General features: G+C 54.4%; 15 protein-coding genes and 1 pseudogene. 8 read left to right on the top strand and 8 right to left on the bottom strand.

Annotation, left to right across the window (positions count from 1 at the left end):
* The first annotated feature begins 188 nt into the window (after positions 1–188).
* The 5 genes from AC1V0D_RS14635 to AC1V0D_RS14615 are packed head-to-tail and all read left to right on the top strand — an operon-like array spanning position 189 to position 5,218.
* Complete coding sequence (locus AC1V0D_RS14635) at positions 189–1,436, top strand: extracellular solute-binding protein (protein ID WP_482907658.1); 1,248 nt, start codon at positions 189–191, stop codon at positions 1,434–1,436.
* A 9-nt stretch (positions 1,437–1,445) separates the two neighbouring features.
* Positions 1,446–2,354: a carbohydrate ABC transporter permease gene (locus AC1V0D_RS14630; RefSeq protein WP_009092961.1), complete on the top strand. Its 909-nt coding sequence runs from the start codon at positions 1,446–1,448 to the stop codon at positions 2,352–2,354.
* Positions 2,344–3,183: a carbohydrate ABC transporter permease gene (locus AC1V0D_RS14625; RefSeq protein ID WP_111208731.1), complete on the top strand. Its 840-nt coding sequence runs from the start codon at positions 2,344–2,346 to the stop codon at positions 3,181–3,183. The genes AC1V0D_RS14630 and AC1V0D_RS14625 overlap by 11 nt, the downstream gene beginning before the upstream one ends.
* Positions 3,184–3,185: 2 nt before the next feature.
* Positions 3,186–4,133 carry a carbohydrate kinase family protein gene (locus AC1V0D_RS14620; RefSeq protein WP_482907657.1) on the top strand — a complete coding sequence of 316 codons (948 nt, stop codon included), beginning with the start codon at positions 3,186–3,188 and terminating at the stop codon, positions 4,131–4,133.
* A 2-nt stretch (positions 4,134–4,135) separates the two neighbouring features.
* Positions 4,136–5,218: an ABC transporter ATP-binding protein gene (locus AC1V0D_RS14615; RefSeq protein ID WP_482907656.1), complete on the top strand. Its 1,083-nt coding sequence runs from the start codon at positions 4,136–4,138 to the stop codon at positions 5,216–5,218.
* A 121-nt stretch (positions 5,219–5,339) separates the two neighbouring features.
* On the opposite strand, the gene AC1V0D_RS14610 is transcribed toward AC1V0D_RS14615, so the two are convergent.
* Positions 5,340–7,280 carry a methyl-accepting chemotaxis protein gene (locus tag AC1V0D_RS14610; protein ID WP_482907655.1) on the bottom strand — a complete coding sequence of 647 codons (1,941 nt, stop codon included), beginning with the start codon at positions 7,278–7,280 and terminating at the stop codon, positions 5,340–5,342.
* Positions 7,281–7,799: 519 nt separating this feature from the next.
* Here AC1V0D_RS14610 and AC1V0D_RS14605 point away from each other — a divergent pair.
* Entirely contained in the window at positions 7,800–8,927 is a 1,128-nt protein-coding gene (locus tag AC1V0D_RS14605; RefSeq protein ID WP_009092956.1) for a Fic family protein, read from the top strand.
* A 65-nt stretch (positions 8,928–8,992) separates the two neighbouring features.
* On the opposite strand, the gene AC1V0D_RS14600 is transcribed toward AC1V0D_RS14605, so the two are convergent.
* From AC1V0D_RS14600 to AC1V0D_RS14585, 4 genes and pseudogenes are all read right to left on the bottom strand, one after another.
* Complete coding sequence (locus tag AC1V0D_RS14600) at positions 8,993–10,387, bottom strand: glycoside hydrolase family 1 protein (RefSeq protein ID WP_337021751.1); 1,395 nt, start codon at positions 10,385–10,387, stop codon at positions 8,993–8,995.
* A 12-nt stretch (positions 10,388–10,399) separates the two neighbouring features.
* Entirely contained in the window at positions 10,400–12,262 is a 1,863-nt protein-coding gene (gene bglF, locus AC1V0D_RS14595; protein ID WP_482907654.1) for a PTS beta-glucoside transporter subunit IIABC, read from the bottom strand.
* 136 nt (positions 12,263–12,398) lie between these two features.
* The gene (licT, locus tag AC1V0D_RS14590) at positions 12,399–13,232 is read right to left on the bottom strand and encodes a BglG family transcription antiterminator LicT (RefSeq protein WP_009092953.1); all 834 of its coding nucleotides are present in this window, start codon (positions 13,230–13,232) and stop codon (positions 12,399–12,401) included.
* A gap of 162 nt (positions 13,233–13,394) precedes the next feature.
* Positions 13,395–13,511: pseudogene (locus tag AC1V0D_RS14585) on the bottom strand (hypothetical protein); the annotation flags it as partial.
* A 412-nt stretch (positions 13,512–13,923) separates the two neighbouring features.
* Between AC1V0D_RS14585 and AC1V0D_RS14580 the strand changes: the two are divergent.
* Positions 13,924–14,199 carry a hypothetical protein gene (locus AC1V0D_RS14580; RefSeq protein ID WP_009092952.1) on the top strand — a complete coding sequence of 92 codons (276 nt, stop codon included), beginning with the start codon at positions 13,924–13,926 and terminating at the stop codon, positions 14,197–14,199.
* A gap of 64 nt (positions 14,200–14,263) precedes the next feature.
* Here the strand turns inward: AC1V0D_RS14580 and AC1V0D_RS14575 are convergent, their stop codons facing one another.
* The 3 genes from AC1V0D_RS14575 to AC1V0D_RS14565 form a co-directional block, all read right to left on the bottom strand.
* Positions 14,264–15,889: a cholesterol oxidase substrate-binding domain-containing protein gene (locus tag AC1V0D_RS14575; protein WP_482907653.1), complete on the bottom strand. Its 1,626-nt coding sequence runs from the start codon at positions 15,887–15,889 to the stop codon at positions 14,264–14,266.
* 28 nt (positions 15,890–15,917) lie between these two features.
* Positions 15,918–16,178 (bottom strand): phage holin family protein, encoded by a 261-nt coding sequence (locus tag AC1V0D_RS14570; protein WP_325974313.1) that lies wholly within the window; start codon positions 16,176–16,178, stop codon positions 15,918–15,920.
* 1,002 nt (positions 16,179–17,180) lie between these two features.
* Positions 17,181–17,507 carry a YebG family protein gene (locus AC1V0D_RS14565; RefSeq protein WP_046102677.1) on the bottom strand — a complete coding sequence of 109 codons (327 nt, stop codon included), beginning with the start codon at positions 17,505–17,507 and terminating at the stop codon, positions 17,181–17,183.
* Positions 17,508–17,738: 231 nt separating this feature from the next.
* Between AC1V0D_RS14565 and AC1V0D_RS14560 the strand changes: the two genes are divergently transcribed.
* Complete coding sequence (locus AC1V0D_RS14560) at positions 17,739–18,701, top strand: glycosyltransferase family 17 protein (RefSeq protein ID WP_111208740.1); 963 nt, start codon at positions 17,739–17,741, stop codon at positions 18,699–18,701.
* Positions 18,702–18,760 lie beyond the last annotated feature (59 nt).

The following is an 18,760-nucleotide window of genomic DNA, read 5'->3' as shown; positions in this document are numbered from 1 at the left end:
GGCGGCAATAAAAGCGCAGGCTGGGCGCCAGCGTTGTTACGACGTTGTTAATGTTACCGCCCTTTACTGGCACGTCCTTTGCTTAATTCCTGACAGGTCAGCCTGCCCGCTGACCATTACGCCTCTGATTAAATCAATCAAATTGATTTAATTAACCGACAGCCTGTTGCTGCATAGTGGAGAAGACCATGTCACAGCGTTATACCCCCCGACTCAAAGCCGGCTTTGCCGCCTTACTGATGTTAAGCGCAGGCAGCGCCGCGGCGGCCACGCAGATTAATGCCCTGTTTATGACGCAAGCCGCCTACAGCGAAAATGATATCCGCGCCATGACGCAGAACTTTCAGAAAGCGCATCCGGATGTCAGCGTCAATCTGGAGTTTGTTCCCTATGAAGCCCTGCATGACAAGATCGTGGCGGCGCGCGGTGCGGGCGGCAATGGCTATGACGTGGTGCTGTTCGATGCCATCTGGCCGGCAGAATTCAGCCGGTTCGATCTGCTGCAGGATGTCTCATCACGCATTACCCCCGACGAAAAAGAGAAGGTTTTCCCGGGTGCGATGAACACGGTGATCTTCAAAGGCAAAACGCTCGGCATGCCGTGGATCCTCGACACCAAGTACCTCTATTACAACAAAGCGATGCTGGCGAAAGCAGGCATTACGACGCTGCCAGAGACCTGGCAGCAGGTGCTGGATGACGCGAAAATCATCAAAGAGAAAAAGATCGTCACCTATCCGCTCGTCTGGAGCTGGTCTCAGGCGGAAGCGCTGGTGTGTGATTACACCACGCTGGTCTCCGGCTTTGGCGGCCAGTTTTATCAGAACGGCAAGCTCAACTTCTCCAGCCCGGCCTCTCTGAAGGCGCTGGCGCTGATGAAAAGCTCACTCGATCAGGGGCTGAGCAATCCGGCGTCGCGTGAATATCTGGAAGAGGATGTGCGTAAATCGTTCTCCAATGGCGATGCGGCGTTCGCGCTGAACTGGACCTACATGTACAACATGGCCAACGATCCAAAGCAGAGCAAAGTGGCGGGTGAGGTGGGCATCATGCCTGCGCCGGGGGATGCACGGGGCAAAGTGGGTGCGGTCAACGGCTCAATGGGGCTGGGTATCACCAAAGGCAGCAGCCATGCGGATGAAGCGTGGCAGTACATCCGCTATATGACCTCTCAGCCGGTGCAGAATCAGTATGCGAAACTCAGCCTGCCGATCTGGAAATCGTCCTATCAGGATGAGGCGGTGAAAAAAGGTCAGGAGAGTCTGATCGCCGCGGCGGATAAATCGCTTAACGTGATGCTGTCACGTCCTGAGACGGCCGACTACTCGCGCCTGTCGAACCAGCTCCAGCAGCAGTTGCAGCAGGTGTTACTGGGCAAAACGTCGGCCCAGGATGCGATGGCGACGGTCGATAAAAGCGCCGCCCGGCTGCGTTAAGGAGTGATGATGCTGAGTCTGCGTCAACGCGAACAGCGTCAGGCATGGGTGCTGCTGGCACCCATGCTGCTGGTGATGCTGCTGCTGACCGCCTGGCCCCTGGTGCGCACAATCTGGCTCAGCTTTACCGATGCTGCGCTGATTGGCAGCGGGGAAACGCCAGGCTGGGTCGGGCTGGAAAACTACCTCTATGCGCTGAGTGATCCCGATTTCCGGGCTTCGATCTGGCGTACCCTCTATTTCACCGTGGTTTCTGTCATCTGTGAAGGGATCATTGGCGTGCTGGTGGCGCTGCTGCTGAATCAGCGATTCCACGGACGCAACGTGCTGCGGGTGCTGGTGATCCTGCCGTGGGCGCTGCCTACGATTGTCAACGCCATGATGTGGCGGCTGAACTTCAACCCCGACTACGGCAGCATCAACGCCCTGCTCACCCAGCTGGGCATTATTGACGGCTATCGCAGCTGGCTGGGGTCGCCGGATGCCGCGCTGAATGCGGTGATGTTTGCAGACATCTGGAAAAACTATCCGCTGGTGACGCTGCTGGTGCTGGCTGCGCTGCAGTCGATCCCCGACGATCTGTTTGAGGCGGCGCGACTGGACGGAGCCTCCGCCTGGCGTCGTTTCCGGGCGATCACCTTCCCGGCGATTGTCGCGCCGCTGGGCGTGGCGCTGGTGTTGCGCACCATCGATGCCTTTAAAATTTTTGACATCATCTATGTGATGACGCGCGGCGGGCCGGTGGACAGCACCAAAACCCTGAGCTTCTTCGTCTATCAGGAGTCGTTCAGCTACCTGCGCGCGGGCAGCGGCGCTGCCTACGCGATCCTGATGACCCTGATGTGCGCCCTGCTGATCACGCTCTATCTGCTGATGTTATGGCATCAGCGCCGCCGGAGTTCCGCCTATGAAAACTAAACTGCGCCAGGGGCTGCGTTACGGGGCTGCGCTGCTGGTCGCCCTCAGCATTCTCGCCCCGATGGGCTGGCTGTTTCTGATGAGCGTCAGTTCCGCCAGCGATCTCTCACGGGTGCCGTTGGAATGGCTGCCGCGCCAGTGGGATTTCAGCCGCTATCAGGGGCTGATTTCGCTGGCACCTGGCCAGCCGGGCGCGATTTTCCTGCATGCGCTGGGAAACAGCCTGCTGGTCGCGTCGGTCGCCACGGCGATCTCCCTGCTGCTGGCGATCCCGGCGGCGTTCAGTTTCTCGCGCTACAGCGGTCGCGAGGCCTGGCTTTCCGGCGCCCTGGCGATCTATATGGTGCCGCCCGTGGCCTTTGTACTGCCGCTCTACTTCCTGCTGCAACAGCTGGGGCTGCTCAACACCCGTCCCGGTCTGGTGATGGTCTACTGCTCGCTGATCCTGCCGTTTCTGACCTGGATGCTGAAGAATCAGTTCGACGCCCTGCCCCGCGATATTGAACAGGCAGCCCGGCTGGATGGCCTGCGCTTCTGGCAGGTTCTGCTGCGCATCACGCTGCCGCTGGCAAAACCGGTGCTGGGTGCCGCTGCCCTGTTTGGCTGGCTGCTCGCCTGGGATGAGTTTTTTTACGCGCTGCTGTTCACCAGCAATCTGTCGGCCCAGACTCTGCCGGTCGCCATTGCCGGTTTTACCGCCGGACGGGCGACGGATGACGGGCTGATCGCCGCCATTGGCATTCTGGCATCGGTACCACCTCTGTTTATCGCCATCTGGCTGCAGAAAACGCTGGTCAGTGGCCTCACCAGCGGGGGAAGTAAGGGATAACTATGAACCATTCCACTGTCGCCACCCTCTATGTGGTGGGTAATATCAACGTCGATTTAATCATGAGTACGCTCAGTGACTGGCCGCAGCGCGGCACCGAAGTGATGCTGCAGCACAGTGAGCTTCGGCCCGGCGGCTCGGCCGGAAACTGCGCGCTGGCGCTGGAGGCGATGCAGGTGCCGCATCGCGCTATCGCCAACCAGGGTAATGATGGTCTGAGTCACTGGCTGGCCAGCCATTTTCCGCACAGTGCGAAGCAGTGGCCGCGCTACGCCTGCGAGACGTCACTGACGGTGGGCGTGACTCACCCCGATAACGAACGCTCCTTTCTCAGCAACTACGGGCACATCACCCTGCTGACCGTCGACGATGTGCTGGCTCAGCTGCCGCCGCAGGCCGCCCCGGGTGACATCGTGCTGCTGTGCGGCACCTTTCTCTGCCTGGAACTTTATGCACACTATCCCGCGCTGCTGGCCACCTTACAGCAGCGTGGTTTTTGTGTGGCGGTGGACACCGGCTGGCCGCCAGCGGGCTGGAGCGATGCCCTTCGCTTACAGATTGCGGCATGGTTAGCGGACTGCGACTGGCTGCTGCTGAATGAGGTGGAGGCGCTGGGTCTGGCGGGCGCAGAGCTGCTTGAGCAGAGCGGCAAACAGCTGTCAGCCCGGCTCAGCGGCCGCGGCGGATGTGTGATCAAGTGCGGCGCGGAGGGCGCACGCCTCTGGTCTGCCGCCTCTGTGCAATTTGCCGCCGCACAACCGGTCACGGTAGTCGACACCATCGGTGCGGGGGACAGTTTCAATGCCGGTTTTCTCACCGCCTTGCTCTATCAGCACTCCTCTCATACCGCCCTGCGCTGGGGCATTGACGTGGCGTCACAGGCAATCAGTAGCTCACCGCGCCGCTATCCCAGCTGGCAACAACTCCAACTTTCAAATGAGGTGCGCTGACCATGGCCAGTGTTGAACTTGTACAGGTGGCGAAGCGCTACGGTAAACAGAGCGTACTGCAGCCGCTGGATTTAACCATTCCTGACGGCACTTTTACCGTGCTGGTCGGTCCCTCCGGCTGCGGTAAATCCACCCTGCTGCGGCTGCTTGCCGGTCTGGATAGCGTCTCTGACGGCGACATCCTGCTCGACAAAAAGCGCATTAACGATCTCGACCCCGCCGACCGGGATATCGCGATGGTGTTTCAGAGCTACGCGCTCTATCCGCACCTGACCGTCGCTGAGAACCTGGCGTTTCATATGCAGGTGAAAAAGGTGAAGCGCGAGGAGCAGAAGAGCAAAATCGCCCGGATTGCGGGCATTCTCGGCATCGATCAGCTGTTGCAGCGCTATCCCCGGGCTTTATCGGGCGGACAGCGGCAGCGCGTGGCGATGGGCCGGGCGATGGTGCGCAACCCGCAGGTATTTTTGTTCGATGAGCCGCTCTCGAACCTGGATGCGCAGTTGCGGATGGAGCTGCGCGCCGAAATCAAATCGCTTCATCAGCGTTTTAAAACCACCATGGTTTATGTCACCCACGATCAGGTCGAAGCGATGACCCTGGCCGATCAGATCGTGGTGATGAAGGATGGCGTTATCGTGCAGCAGGGTGCGCCGCTGGCGATTTATGATCGCCCGGTTAACACCTTCGTGGCGCGGTTTATCGGCTCACCACCGATGAATCTGCTGGATGCCCGCTTTGAAGTACGGGACGCCGTGCCTGGCGTCTGCTGTGGTGAGCAGTGGCTGCGGCTCCCTTCCCGCTGGCACCGTGCCGCACAGCAGCAGGCGGGTCAGCCGGTCACGCTGGGCGTGCGCCCTCACGATCTGATCACCGATGTCACCGGGCAACCGGCGACGGTGAATATCGTTGAGATTACGGGGGAGTCGACGCTGTTACATCTGGCGTGGCAGGGATTTTTGCTGCATATGCAGCTGAGCGGCCGCAGTGATGCCGTGCCGGGTGGCACGCTGCCGGTAACGGTTAATCCGGACAGGATGCACCTGTTTGATGCCGTCAGCGGTGAGCGTCTGACAGAGGCGTAATCAATCTGCATCAGACAGCCCACACAGAGGGCTAACCCGCCAGGGGTGGCGGGTGTTGCGACTTTGCGGAAGAGGTCTGCGCCGTCGCCCTGTCCGGCAGCGACGGCGTTATCAGTGCGTTTTATGCCAGGTGAAACTGCTCCACCGTCTGCGCCAGCTGCTGAGCCTGATCCTCCAGTGAACTGGCGGCGGCGGACATCTGCTGCACCAGCGCGGCGTTCTGCTGGGTGGTGCCATCCATCTCGTTGACGGCAATCGTGACCTGACTGATGCCACGCGCCTGCTCGTCAGAGGCGGTGACAATCTCACCGATAATCCCCTGCACCGAGTTCACCGCCTGCATCATCTCCTGCATGGTCTTACCGGCATCGTTCACCAGCCGGACGCCGCTTTCGACCCGCACGCTTGACTCTTCGATCAGCGCGCCAATCTCTTTCACAGCGTTGGCACTGCGCTGGGCCAGATTACGCACCTCACTGGCGACCACGGCGAAGCCGCGTCCCTGTTCTCCAGCACGCGCCGCTTCCACTGCCGCATTCAGCGCCAGAATATTGGTCTGGAAAGCGATGCTGTTGATCATCGTGGTGATATCGCCAATTTTTTTCGAGCTGTCATCGATCTGCGCCATGGTCTGCACGACCTCACCGACCAGCGTGGCACCGCGGCTGGCGATGTGCGTGGCGTTTTCGGTCAGGCTGGTCGCCTGCTGTGCGTTGTCGGCGTTCAGACGAATCGTGGCGCTAATCTGCTCCATGCTGGCGGCGGTCTGCTCCAGCGCGGCAGCCTGCTCCTCGGTGCGCGACGCCAGGTTGAGGTTGCCGCTGGCAATTTCCCCCGCCCCCTGACGCACCGATTCACTGGCATCTTTAATCTGTCCGACAATCTGTCGCAGCTGGGTCTGCATGGTCTCAAGGGCAAAGAACAGGCTGCTGCGATCGCCCTTCTGCACGGCAATCGCGTTATCCAGTTTGCCATCGGCTACCGCCAGCGCGATCTGAGCCGCTTCAATCGGCTCGCCGCCAATCGGACGCAGCACCTTACGGCTGAACAGCATACCCAGCACCGTACCGACCAGCAGAATGCTCACCACCATCAGGATCACCGCCCACATCAGCTGGCGGTTGGCGGCGGCCATCACCTGGCTGACCGGCGCGACCACGCCCAGATACCAGGGCTTATCGCTGTTGCCGATCACGACCGGCTGCCAGGTGACCAGCGCTTCTTCACCCAGTACCGCATCAAAATGCTGCACCACCTTCGAGGTAAAGTTATCGGTTTGGCCTTTCCAGGGTTTTCCGGCCTCCTCTTTAACCGGCGATGAGACCACATTGCCGCCATTGGAGAGCAGCAGCGCATAGCCGGTGCCCTGCCAGGGTTTAATCTGGTTCACTTTCGCTTGCAGCGAGGACAGCGAAATATCTGACGTGACGACCGCCTTCAGCGTGCCCTGATCCATAATCACCGCAGCCACCGAAGTGAGTAATGTCGGCACGCCGTTATAGGCGTAGCTATAGGGTTCGGTAAGCGTATCTTTTTGAGACTTTTGCGGGATGAGATAGTAGTCGCCCTGTCCCGGCGTGAGGTAAGAAAGCAGAGGATGCATGGCGTAATGGCCTGAGGCATCGCGGTCAACAAACCAGGCATAGCGGCCCTGTGGCGCCTGACCCTGCTGGGTGGCGAACTCCGCATCGCGGCCATCGAACGCATTCTGTTCGAATATCACTGACATCGACAGATACTCCGGATTGGCGCGCAGCGCATATTCCATCACTTTGTCCGCTGCCTTACGATCGGTAATGCCTGCATGCGGTAAAGCGATCAGACTTTGTCCAAGATGACTGGCCACATCGCGCGCATGTGTCAGCTCCTGCTGCACCTGCAGACCCCGGCTCTGGGCAATCTGCTGCAGATACTTCTCTGCCAGCGCTTTCTGCTCTTTACCGGACTGCCAGCTGAGGACACCTATGGTGACGGTAAAGCCCAGCGTGATGGTTAAACCGCCCATGAGCAACATCTGCGCACGGGTACTCATTTTTTTCTTTTTTAGTAACGAACTGGACATATTTTTTCCCCTGGAAATGATCCTGCTCTTTACCTCCTTGTGGTTATAGTGCTCCTGAGATCATCTATCGGCGGCGTTTTTTTGAACTTTACCCTGCGCTCAGCCTGCGGCACGCAGAACGCCGCCTGATTATTTCGGGGAAATTGATCGCTAAGGGATTATGTCGTGAATGGTGAACGGGATTTTTTTGATCTGCGACAATACAGCCGCTCTCCACAACTGTCAGTTTATGTAAAACATTGCTGCAGACCCTTATCACTGTGGAGAGAAATCAATGATTGGTAAATTCGGTTTAACAGGTGGGTTAATTATCTGGCTGGCTTATGTTGCCTGGATTGTACATTACTACTCAGACACCTTTATTCAGTTCTCCCGCTAAACAGACAGGGCCTTCGGGCCCTTTTTTCTGTCTTCAGGTTCGCCAGCGTATTCTGTGAGCCGATTGTTTGTTATTATCGCCTCATTCTGTGAGCCGAATAAGGTGCGTGATTCGGCTCATTTCCTGACCCTGAGCTGACGATGAACACCCACTGGATCTGGCAACAGGCCGACTGGCCCCACTTTCACTGGCAGGATGCCGTGCTGTTACCGCGCCTGCGCCATCTGCAGCAGCAGCGCGGCCTGCTGCTGGGCCGCGCCAGTCTGCACCCCGACAGCGAAAGCCAGACGCTGGATACCCTGCTCAGTAATATCCTCTCCTCATCGGCCATTGAAGAGGAGCGGGTTAACGTGCAGTCGGTCCGCTCGTCGCTGGCGCGGCGACTGGGCGTCACGGAAGAGCAGCCCTGGCCGGTCTCTGACCGCTCAGAAGGCCTGGCGGCGATGATGCTGGACGCGATCAACAACCGCAGCCAGCCGCTGACGATGGAGCGACTGTATCAGTGGCATCACTGGCTGTTTCCGGCAGATGAATGGACGGTGCAGCGTCTGAGCGTCGGGATGTTGCGTGGCAGCGAGCCGATGCAGGTGGTCTCAGGGCGTATCGACCGGCCTACCGTCCATTTTGAAGCCCCGCCGCGTGACGGACTGGAGCCGCAGCTGGCGCAGTTTATTGCGTGGTTTAACCAGAGCCAGCAGGACGTCATGCTCGACCCGTTGCTGCGGGCCGCGATCTGTCACCTCTGGTTTGTGACCCTGCATCCCTTTGATGATGGCAACGGCCGCATCACGCGGGCACTTACCGACCTGGCACTGGCGCAGGCCGACAGTCAGAGTATCCGTCTCTACGCCATGTCTCCCGCCATTCTGGCGCACCGTGCGGACTATTACCGCATTCTGGAACAGACGCAAAAAGGCGACACTGACATCACCCGCTGGCTGGTGTGGTTTCTGGATATCCTTGATGAGAGCCTGCAACAGGCGATGAGCGTGATTGACCGCACGCAGATTAAGGCGCGATTCTGGCTGCGCTATCAGGGAACGGGACTGAGTCAGGAGCAGGTTAAAGTGCTGAACCGGCTGCTGGATGGCGGCGAGCAGGGATTTGAACAGGGGATCAGCGCCAGTCAGTATCAGAAGGTGGCAAAAGTCAGTAAAGCGACCGCAACCCGACATCTGGCGGATCTGGTCGAAAAAGGGTGCCTTTACCGTCTGGAAGGCGGCGGCAGGAGCACCCGCTATCAGGTTAATACCGGCGAGACACCCTGACTCAGCCGGTTTTGCACGGAGGGAAAAGAGATCGCAGGCAGCGCGATGTCGCTTTCCCGCGGCGATCACCCTTTCAGCGATCCTCCTCGGGTGGCGATGACCTCTTTATACCAGTAGAAGCTTTTCTTGCGGCTGCGCGCCAGTGAACCCTCGCCGTTGTCATCGCGATCGACGTAGATAAATCCGTAGCGTTTAGAGAGTTCGGCTTTCGATGCGCTGACCAGATCGATCGGGCCCCAGCTGGTATAGCCCATGACCTCCACGCCATCTTCAATCGCCTCACGGACCTGCACCAGATGATCGTTGAGGTAGCTGATGCGGTAGTCATCCTGGACGACCCCGGCGGCATCGGGTTTATCTTTCGCGCCTAGCCCATTCTCAACGATAAACAGCGGCTTCTGATAGCGATCCCACAGCAGATTGAGCAGCGTGCGCAAGCCGATCGGATCAATCTGCCAGCCCCATTCAGACGCGGGCAGATGGGGGTTCGGCACCATACTCAGGATATTGCCCCGTAGCTGCTGATTCAGCGCGTCATCGGCGGTGACGCAGCCGGTCATGTAGTAGCTGAAAGAGATGAAATCGACGGTCGATTTCAGCGCTTCACGGTCGGCGTCGGTGATCTCAAGGGCAATATGGTTGTCGCGGAAGAAGCGCAACATGTAGCCCGGATAAGCGCCACGGCACTGAACGTCGCCAAAGAATTGCCATGTCCGGTTCTCCTGCAGCGCTTCCAGAACATCTTCGGGTTTGCAGCTCAATGGATAGACCAGCCCACCCAGCAGCATGTTGCCGATTTGGGCGTCAGGGATAATCTCATGGCAGGCTTTTACCGCCAGCGCGCTGGCGACCAGCTGATGGTGAATCGCCTGATACACCTCTCCTTTGCTGGCGGTTTCCGGCAGACCCACCCCGGTCAGAGGGGCGTGCAGCGACATGTTAATCTCATTAAAGGTCAGCCAGAGTCTGACCTTATGCCGGTAACGGGTAAAGACGGTGCGGGCGTAGTGACTGAAGAAATCAATCACCCGCCGATTGCCCCAGCCCCCATACTGCGTCACCAGTCCCCAGGGCATCTCATAGTGTGACAGTGTCACAAGTGGCGTGATGTTGTGCGCGGCCAGCTCGTCAAACAGCCGGTCATAATAAGCCAGACCCGCCTCTTCAGGCTGCTGCTCATCACCCTGCGGAAAGATGCGTGTCCACGCAATTGAGACCCGCAGGCAGCTGAAACCCATCTCGGCAAACAGGCGGATATCCTCCGGATAGCGGTGGTAAAAATCAATCGCCACATCCTTGAGGCTGTGACTGCCTGGGCCCCGCTCGCAAACCGGACCAAAAATCCCCTGCGGCTGAAGGTCGGAGGTCGAAAGGCCTTTACCCGCCTCACGCCAGGCCCCTTCCACCTGATTTGCGGCAACGGCGCCGCCCCATAAAAATGAATCCGGGAAAGTTTTCATGCTGTTCTCCTGTTATTGATGGCTGAGGCTGAGTAACGGTTGTCCGGCCGTCACGGTGCTGGCTGCGGCCGTGATGACATCAGCGTAGTCATCGCTGTTACTGATAATGATGGGAGTGGTCAGGTCATAGCCGGCATCAAGGATCGCCTGACGATCAAATTCCAGCAGCAGATCGCCCGGTTGAATTTTGTCGCCTGCGCTGACGTGTGCGATAAACGGCTTGCCGTCGAGCTTCACCGTATCGATGCCGACGTGGATCAACAGCTCGACGCCGCTATCACTCAGTAAGCCGATGGCGTGCCGGGTCTGAAACAGCGAGGCGACCTCACCGGCAAATGGCGCGATGACTTTGTTATCAAGCGGAATGATGGCGACACCGCGTCCCAGCAGGCCACTGGCGAACGTGGCGTCCGGCACCTGATCGAGCGCCAGCACGGTGCCAGACAGCGGGGAAAGGATCGCGTTTTCGTCTGAGGAGCGGGCTGTCGCCGCCACAGGGGCGGCGGCTTTGGGCATACCGGCAAGCAGGGTCATGCCACAGCTCAGAACCAGCGCCAGCACTGTTCCGGCAATCCCGCCCCATAAGGTGGCATCGACCCCGCCGGGCGGGATCATCTGAGCAATCGTGAAGACGTTGGCAAAACCAAAGGAGTAAACGTGTGTGTGGCTGAAGCCGACAATCGTCCCGCCGATAGCACCCGCCACGCAGCCAAAAATAAAGGGACGACGCAGCGGCAGATTGACACCATACACAGCCGGTTCGGTGATACCAAAAATCCCTGCTGTCACGGACGAGCCAGCCAGCACCTTCTGCCGGGCATCACGGCTGCGCAGGAAAATCCCCAGCGCGGCGCCAACCTGACCCATGACGGCGGGCAACAGCATCGGCAGCATTGAGTCGTGCCCCAGCACCGCCAGGTTGTTGATCATGAGAGGCACCAGCCCCCAGTGCAGACCAAAGATCACACAGACCTGCCACAGCGCACCCATGGCGGCGCCAGCCAGCCAGGGGGCCAGCGCATAAATCCACTGGTAGCCGTTGGCCAGCATCATGCTCAGCCAGGTGGCCACGGGGCCAATCACCAGAAAAGTGAGCGGCACGGTAACGCCCAGGCAGATCAGGGGCGTAAAAAAGTTCTTCATTGAGGCAGGAAGCCGCCTGTTGCTCTGTTTTTCCAGCCAGCAGCTCACCCACGCGGCAAGAATCACCGGAATGACCGACGCACTGTAGTTGAACCAGGTGACAGGGATACCCAGAAACGCGTCCGCCATTGCGCCGGTCTGCTGGCTGGCATTAAAGGCGGCGATCATGGTCGGATGGGTGAGTGCCCCGCCGATCACCATGGTGATGAAGGGATTGCCACCAAACTTCTTACCGGCTGTGTAACCCAGCACCAGCGGGAAAAAGAAGAACAGCGCATCACTGGCAGCAAACCAGATTTTATAGGTGCCGCTCTCAACGGAAAGCCAGCCGCAGACCACAGCCAGGGCCAGCAGGCCTTTAAGAATGCCCGAAGCGGCCAGAATGCCGATAAAGGGGGTGAAAATACCTGAAATGATGTCGATAAGCCGGCTGAAAAGATTACCGCCACTGTCGTTTTCATCCGTTGCGACAGGGGCGTCATCGCGCAGTCCCGCTTCAGCGCGAACCGCCAGCCAGACCGCATGCACATGGTTGCCGATGACGACCTGGAACTGACCGCCGCTTTCAACCACCATAATCACACCCGGGTTTTTCTTCAGTGCCTCCGCATCTGCCTTCTGACTCTCTTTCAGTCTGAAACGAAGCCGGGTGGCACAATGCTCCAGGCTGACGATGTTCGCTTTACCACCCACATGGCTGAGGATCTCCTGCGCCAGTTTCTGATATTCCATCTCTCTTTCCTTACAAGCAATGTCCGCAGACATCCGTTGAGGGAGCCAAAAATAAAAAAACCTGAGAACGACCTCTTTTCAGAGGCCGCGCTCAGGTTTTGCCTGCACTACGCAGTAACAATCCAGGTTCAGGGGGTTAACGCCCCTCTTTTCTCACCCGTTCGATATGAATGGCGAGAAACATCATCTCTTCCGCTGTCAGATCACGCTGATAGCTTTGCTGCAGATGCTGCGCGATCTTCACCGCGCATTTCCACGCTTTGGGATAGTTCTCTTTAACCGCGGTATGGAGTGACACATCATCGTCATCAACGACGGTTCGTGTCAGCATCCGCTGAGCAAAAAACTTCAGATGAGTGACGAACCGCTGGTAACTCAGCGATGACTCGTCATAGTCCAGCTGCAGCTGATACTTCACCAGTTGCAGGACGTCCTGCATCACCCGCGTCACATCCATCACTTCCGGCATTTCGTTGTTGAGCTGAGCCGTTACCAGATGAAGCGCGATAAATCCGGCTTCATCTTCAGGCAGTTCCACATTCAGACGACGGGCGATGATGGCGCGGGCTTCCTGACCCAGCTCAAACTCCCGGGGATAGAGTCGCCTGATATCCCAGAGCAGCACGTTTTTTATCGCCAGCCCCTTCTTCTGCCGCTCGATGGCAAAGAAACAGTGATCCGTTAATGTGATGTAGAGACTCTCCTGCAGTTTCCCTAATCGCTGTGCTGCCAGGTTGATAATCCGGTCACAGGTCGTCATGACCTCAGCAGGGATCTGGTTCAGTAACTCCTCAAGACGGCGCACCAGAAGATCGCTTTGCAGCGCGAATACTTTCTCAATCTGCGCGGTATCAAGACTGTCCCCGACACGCTTCTGAAAAGCCAGTCCGCGGCCCATCACGACCTGCTCACGTCCCTGTTCGTCCTGAACCACCACCACATTGTTATTAAGCACTTTGGCGATTTTCATCCAGACCCCAAAAACAAAAAACCTGACCTCCGGCTGACGCCAGAAATCAGGTTTTGCCTGCCTGAGCAGTAACAATCCAGTACGCGCACTCTACCATTTTTGAGACGGACCTCAATCTGCCTAGGTGAAAAGCGTGACGGCGATCCTGCTCCACAGGGAAACTTAAAATGTCTCCACGGTTTTACGTTTCGTCACCCAGGCATCCTGAGTGCGGGCGATACCCGCCGGGCGATGCCAGTACTGAATGCCGGGCTGCAGTTCCAGCCAGCTGAAGGGACGAGCAAGGCAAAAAAACCTGAGCGCCTCACAGTGGCAGAAACCGTGAGACGCTCAGGTTTTTCCTGTTAACCAGTAATAACCCTTTGCAGATGATGAGGCCACACTAATATCGAACGCGGGCAGTGAAAAGCCGGGGAATTTCTGTTTCAGAAAAAGCGTGAGCGAATTAACATGCCACCGATACTGAGATCGCGACGGCACAATAAAAAACCGGAAATAGACATCCTGAATAATGACAAATAATTTAAACGACTCCTTCCGGATATCAGGCTGGAGAAGATTTATTATTTTATCATGAAAAGAGGTTGGCTTCCGGATTATTGACAGCCTGTCTGGCTTATGCAACCATCAATTGAAGGCGGAATTATTTTGTAATAAATTTGCCATTTATTATTGTGATAAGGAAATTTCAATGCGTGAACTTACTATAAGCGAAGTAAACTCAGTCTCAGGTGGCAACGTTGGTGAAATTATTGTTGGTGGTGTAAAGCTGATTAACGACTTATTCAATACCCCCCTGCTCTCTTTTCCAGGGAGGCTTTTGGATGCCATCGGCTTAGGAAGCATTCATCACGCCCTTGACTCGATTGGCTTTGCTATATTTACAACGATTGCTTCATTAGGCAGTGCGCTGGGTGGCGATGCCAGTCAGATTAACTACCATTTCAATGAGGAATGGGGTGATTAAAAATAAGCTATCCGGATATGAAGCCACCGTTTAGGTGGCTTCATTCACAGTGACCGAATGATGACTATAGGGTCGCTTTAAAAAGCCTCATGGTTAAAGGTGAAGAGTAGAGGTAGTGAGGGTCATACTTATCGAGCGTCGCTTTTGCAAAACGCCAGTCATACCCATCGGTGATACCCTGAGTTAAGCTATCAGGAATAAGGGTGTCGATAACCGTCTCATTATCCCAGGCATCTTTTTCTGAATATCCCCAGCCTTTGCTCCACTCAACGCGTACCGTTGCATAATCGCCAGAATAGTGATTGAACACCCACTCTTCCAACTCTCTGAAAAACTTCAGTGAGTCAGGAGTACCAGGCATTGTCAGATTATCCAGCCAGATTGCAACATCCCATTCAGGGTGAGCATCAACAGGCCGGGCTGCGGAGAGTGCAGGAGGAACAGCACCAGCAATATCGGTATCAGCTGGATTATCTAAACCGGTCACACGAATTTCAATCGGACCATTCATGGGATAAGCGTTAGATTTTTTATAGATATCCACCATGCTCTCATATTTCGCCTTAAATTCACTGAGTACCTTTTGAATGTTCTCTCTGCGGGTGATGATGACATAGCCGTTAGCCGTCACCCGAAGCGTGTCTGGCTTGATATACATCAAGACATCTTTGCTCCACCCCCACAGGTCGCTACTGATTGTCGCACCAAGTCCGATATTGACCAGATTGAACATCAGGTTTCCTAATGAAGGTGTGAGTTCCGGAAAGCCATTGTGAATCTTCCTGACCAAATCGGAAACCTGAACAGGAATATTATCCGAAAAAGGATAGTTAAAGGGAGAATGGACGGGTTTAGATATCCTGTTGTAGGCTGGAGACTCTGTCCAGATTTTTAACCATGGTGTGGTAGTAAACGGAAACCAGATGATCTCAGCACGCCCGCATTTATCCAGATAGGAGGTATAGGTTCTGATACCTTCACCCTCCTGACCAAATAATTCGACGGCGGGAACATTGACAAAACTTTGGCAGCGTAAACGCTTGTTGCGCGGCACCTGAAGTTTAACTTCATAAATAAATGCTCTCCCGACATGAATCATAAAGGCTGATATCTCCGGGTTGGTTCTTTCGAACGTTTTTAGCACGTACTGCTTAAGATTGTCATCCCACACAATGGCTTTGAGTTCGATAATGTTATTGCTGACGGTCCCCCAGCTCCCCCCTGCGGGGCGTTCTTCATTGACAGAGGGGATGCCGGTTCCATGTCCTCCTATTGCGAGGACACCGCCAAGCGTCAGATCGCCTGGTGCAGGCATGCTATAAAAGCCTAATTTCTTTTTCTCAAGCAGAGTAACAAGAGCTTCCATCTGAATGCCGGTCTGAGCCGTGACATAGCCGTAATCACCATGTTTAACTATCGTTGCAGCATTAAGATGTTTCGTCATGTCAACCAGGACAACATCGCTGTTGTCAGCATTATTATCAATAGTCAATCTTGACCAGTTATGCTGAATACCTACCGGGCGAACTTTGAATTTATTATCAACAGCCCAGTTAATGACATCGAGTAATTCAGCACTGGTTTTAGGTGAACATGAGAGAATGTTTTTCCCGGATGTCTCTTTTGACCAGTTTAAAAAATCAGTGCGGAACGTTTTTAACGGGAATGCAGTTGCAATCTGGTTGCTCATAGAATGTCCTTATTTAACCTCTTCAGATTTAACGGTAAACACATCCACCACAGAAAAATGAGACAGACCCACTTATAACAATGGCTTCATACAGATTTAATCCATAATTAACACATATAATACCTCCAAGAAGTCCCCAGAAAATTGAGATGGTCAGCGCAGATAAAAGTGTTTGTATCGTTGGCGCTGCTTTTCCTGCGTAAGCACTTAACAGATATCTTGTTACGCCCCCGAAAAAGGATATCAGCAAGAAGATCACCAGCCAGATTGTTTCATGTTCATTTCTCATATATCTCCCCTGACATGTTAACGCCTCCTGTCGTACCTGGAGTGGATATAGTGATAATGAAGATCAGCGCAATGCTCAAATAAAAAACAGAGTGCGACGTGTAAATTTCCTGAGCCAGGTCATTTTCTTTTGTAAAAAGAAGTAGAGCTTTTCATTACAGGTGATAAAAACGAGGCCTTTGGGTATAAAAAACTGAACGCCTTTGCTTTTTGAGTATGTCAGATTCATAAGGGGGTCTATTATCTGAACTTTTTTTCTCAACAGATAGAAAAGCTGAGAGATATTATTGGCAGAGATGGATTTATATCTTGCTTCCCATACCTGTAAAATTAAATCGGCAACATTAATCTCCCTTGCCTTCCTGCTTTTGATCATAAAAATAAAAAGTGTGAATTCGTTTCTGCTGAGGGAAATTACCTTTCCTTTACAAAACAGGCTTCTGGTTTTTTTATTCACAAGTATAATCAAAATCGAACCTCCTCTCCGTTTTTATGATTTCTATACATAACAGGCGGTAGATGTTAATTAAAAAAAAGTCCAACATGATAATTTTTTTGGAAAGCGCGTTTTTAACGTACAGGTTCATAAAAGAATTAAAAAATTCAGTAGCATCTTCCTGGTCAATGACTGGGAAAGGGTTTCACATTTTTTTCCCGACTTAAGCAGGATTTACTCTGTTTCAGGATGCCTTATTTACTGCCAGGAGAGATTGATAGAGGCGGAACAGGCATGCTGACCCTGTCTGAGCCCGACCGTCATCACTGATGGGTCGCACAGAAAGGCAGAGGGAGAGTGCGGGCAAAGAATTTTGATGAGCTTATATTTTTCAGAAAAGAATTTTAATGTGCATTACCCCCCGCCTGTTCTGTCAGAATCAGGGTGCTCAGGAATAACGATGAACGATGGGGCTCATTTAATGAGCTAATACGGATGAGACGGGAAGAGAATCTTAAGTCAGAAACAGCAACGCCGGAAGGTTCGCTTCCGGCGTTGAGGTGAAGATTAGGCCGCTTTTACTGCGCGCACTTTCTTCGCCGCAGGCTCATCAGCCTGGTTGTCAGCATCGTCTGAGCGGGAAGCGTGGGTCGTCGCCTCCGGCAGTTTGCTGGTGCGAAGGATATGCTGTACCGACTCTTTCTGCTCAGCAATCAGCAGGCCCAGCGTTTCCGCCTGTGCTTCGTCCATCGCGGGCTGATGCTGTAACAGCCAGTCGGTGAAGGCTTCGGCCATATCGAGCATTTTGTCGTAGGCATCGGCCTCTTTCTTATTGGCAAACGTCATCTTCTCTTCACCCTTTCTGACTACTACAAATTTTGTTTCAACAGCCATCTTTTCGCCCTCAGGTACTGTGTATGCATACAGTATATCATGCTCAGTTCGCTTTGCCAGCAGAGAATGGAGTTTATCGGAGATGTGCAATTGAACCTTATCATCGCGCAGGCTTTTCTTCGATCAGGACGTTAATCCGGCGATGGGGTCAGATTCCCCTGTCTGACGCAGCTTCTGGAGAGGGCGGAAAGATTCTGTCAGGAGGGTGGCAGTAAAAACGCTGGAAAGTGTATGGAAAGCGTAAAACAGCAGGTACAATCCGCAAAAAATAAAATTGATGATGATGGCAAAAGGATTAGTTCGCCAATGATTTACGATTGTTTCCTGTACTACGATGAAGATATGCTTCTTGAGCTGCGTTTAAATACACTTTATGAGCATGTTGACCGCTTTGTCATCGTTGAGTCTCTCTATACTTTCACGGGCAAGCGACGAGAAAAACTTAATTTCAATATTGACCGGTTCGCCGCGTTTCGCGAAAAGATCATCTATGTGATAAATGATTCCGTTCCCACCATTTATCAACATGAATTCCTGTCCGGCAGTTCTGTGGTGAAAGCCGGGGAATCCGATCCGTGGGAAAATGAAACCATTGCGCGTAACAGCATTATGCATGGTCTGCGCCATGCTCAGGACGACGATATCATCATCATTTCCGACGTTGATGAAATTCCTCACCCTGCTGCCCTCACGCAGTTCAGTCGCCGTCATCTGTGCACGACGCTGTATCAGAACTTTTTTAACTATAAATTTAATGTTCAGGTACTCAACGATGATGGCTCGGCGCGCTTATGTCGCCTGCCGAAAATGACGACGATGAAAAACCTTAAGGGCTTTTTTCAGGGACAGCCAGAGTTGTTACGCAACGTGAAGCGTAAAGGCACCCCAATACGGGATAGCTGGTGGCGCTGGAGACTTCTTAAAATGCGCACCCGGATTGTCATGAACGCGGGCTGGCATTTTTCCTGGGTAATGACCGATGCACGCATCAGCGAGAAGATGGAGACAATTTCCCATACAGAAAATAATCTTCCCGAGTTCAATAATCCGGATCACATCCGGCGCTGTGTTGATAAAAATATAGATATCTGGAACCGGCCAAGGAAGATGGTCATCCGGCCTATTGATTATGAATATATGCCGGCCTGGCTGGTAGATAATCAGGAAAAATTCGAAGAGTTTATAAAACGATAAGACCTTTAACCTGACAGCCCGCTTTGAGCGGGCTGTTTTATCGCAACAACCAGCCAAAG

This window comes from Pantoea sp. PA1 (assembly GCF_056856975.1).
The sequence above is the reverse complement of the archived record's forward strand: the minus strand, read 5'-3'. Positions and strand labels throughout refer to the sequence as shown.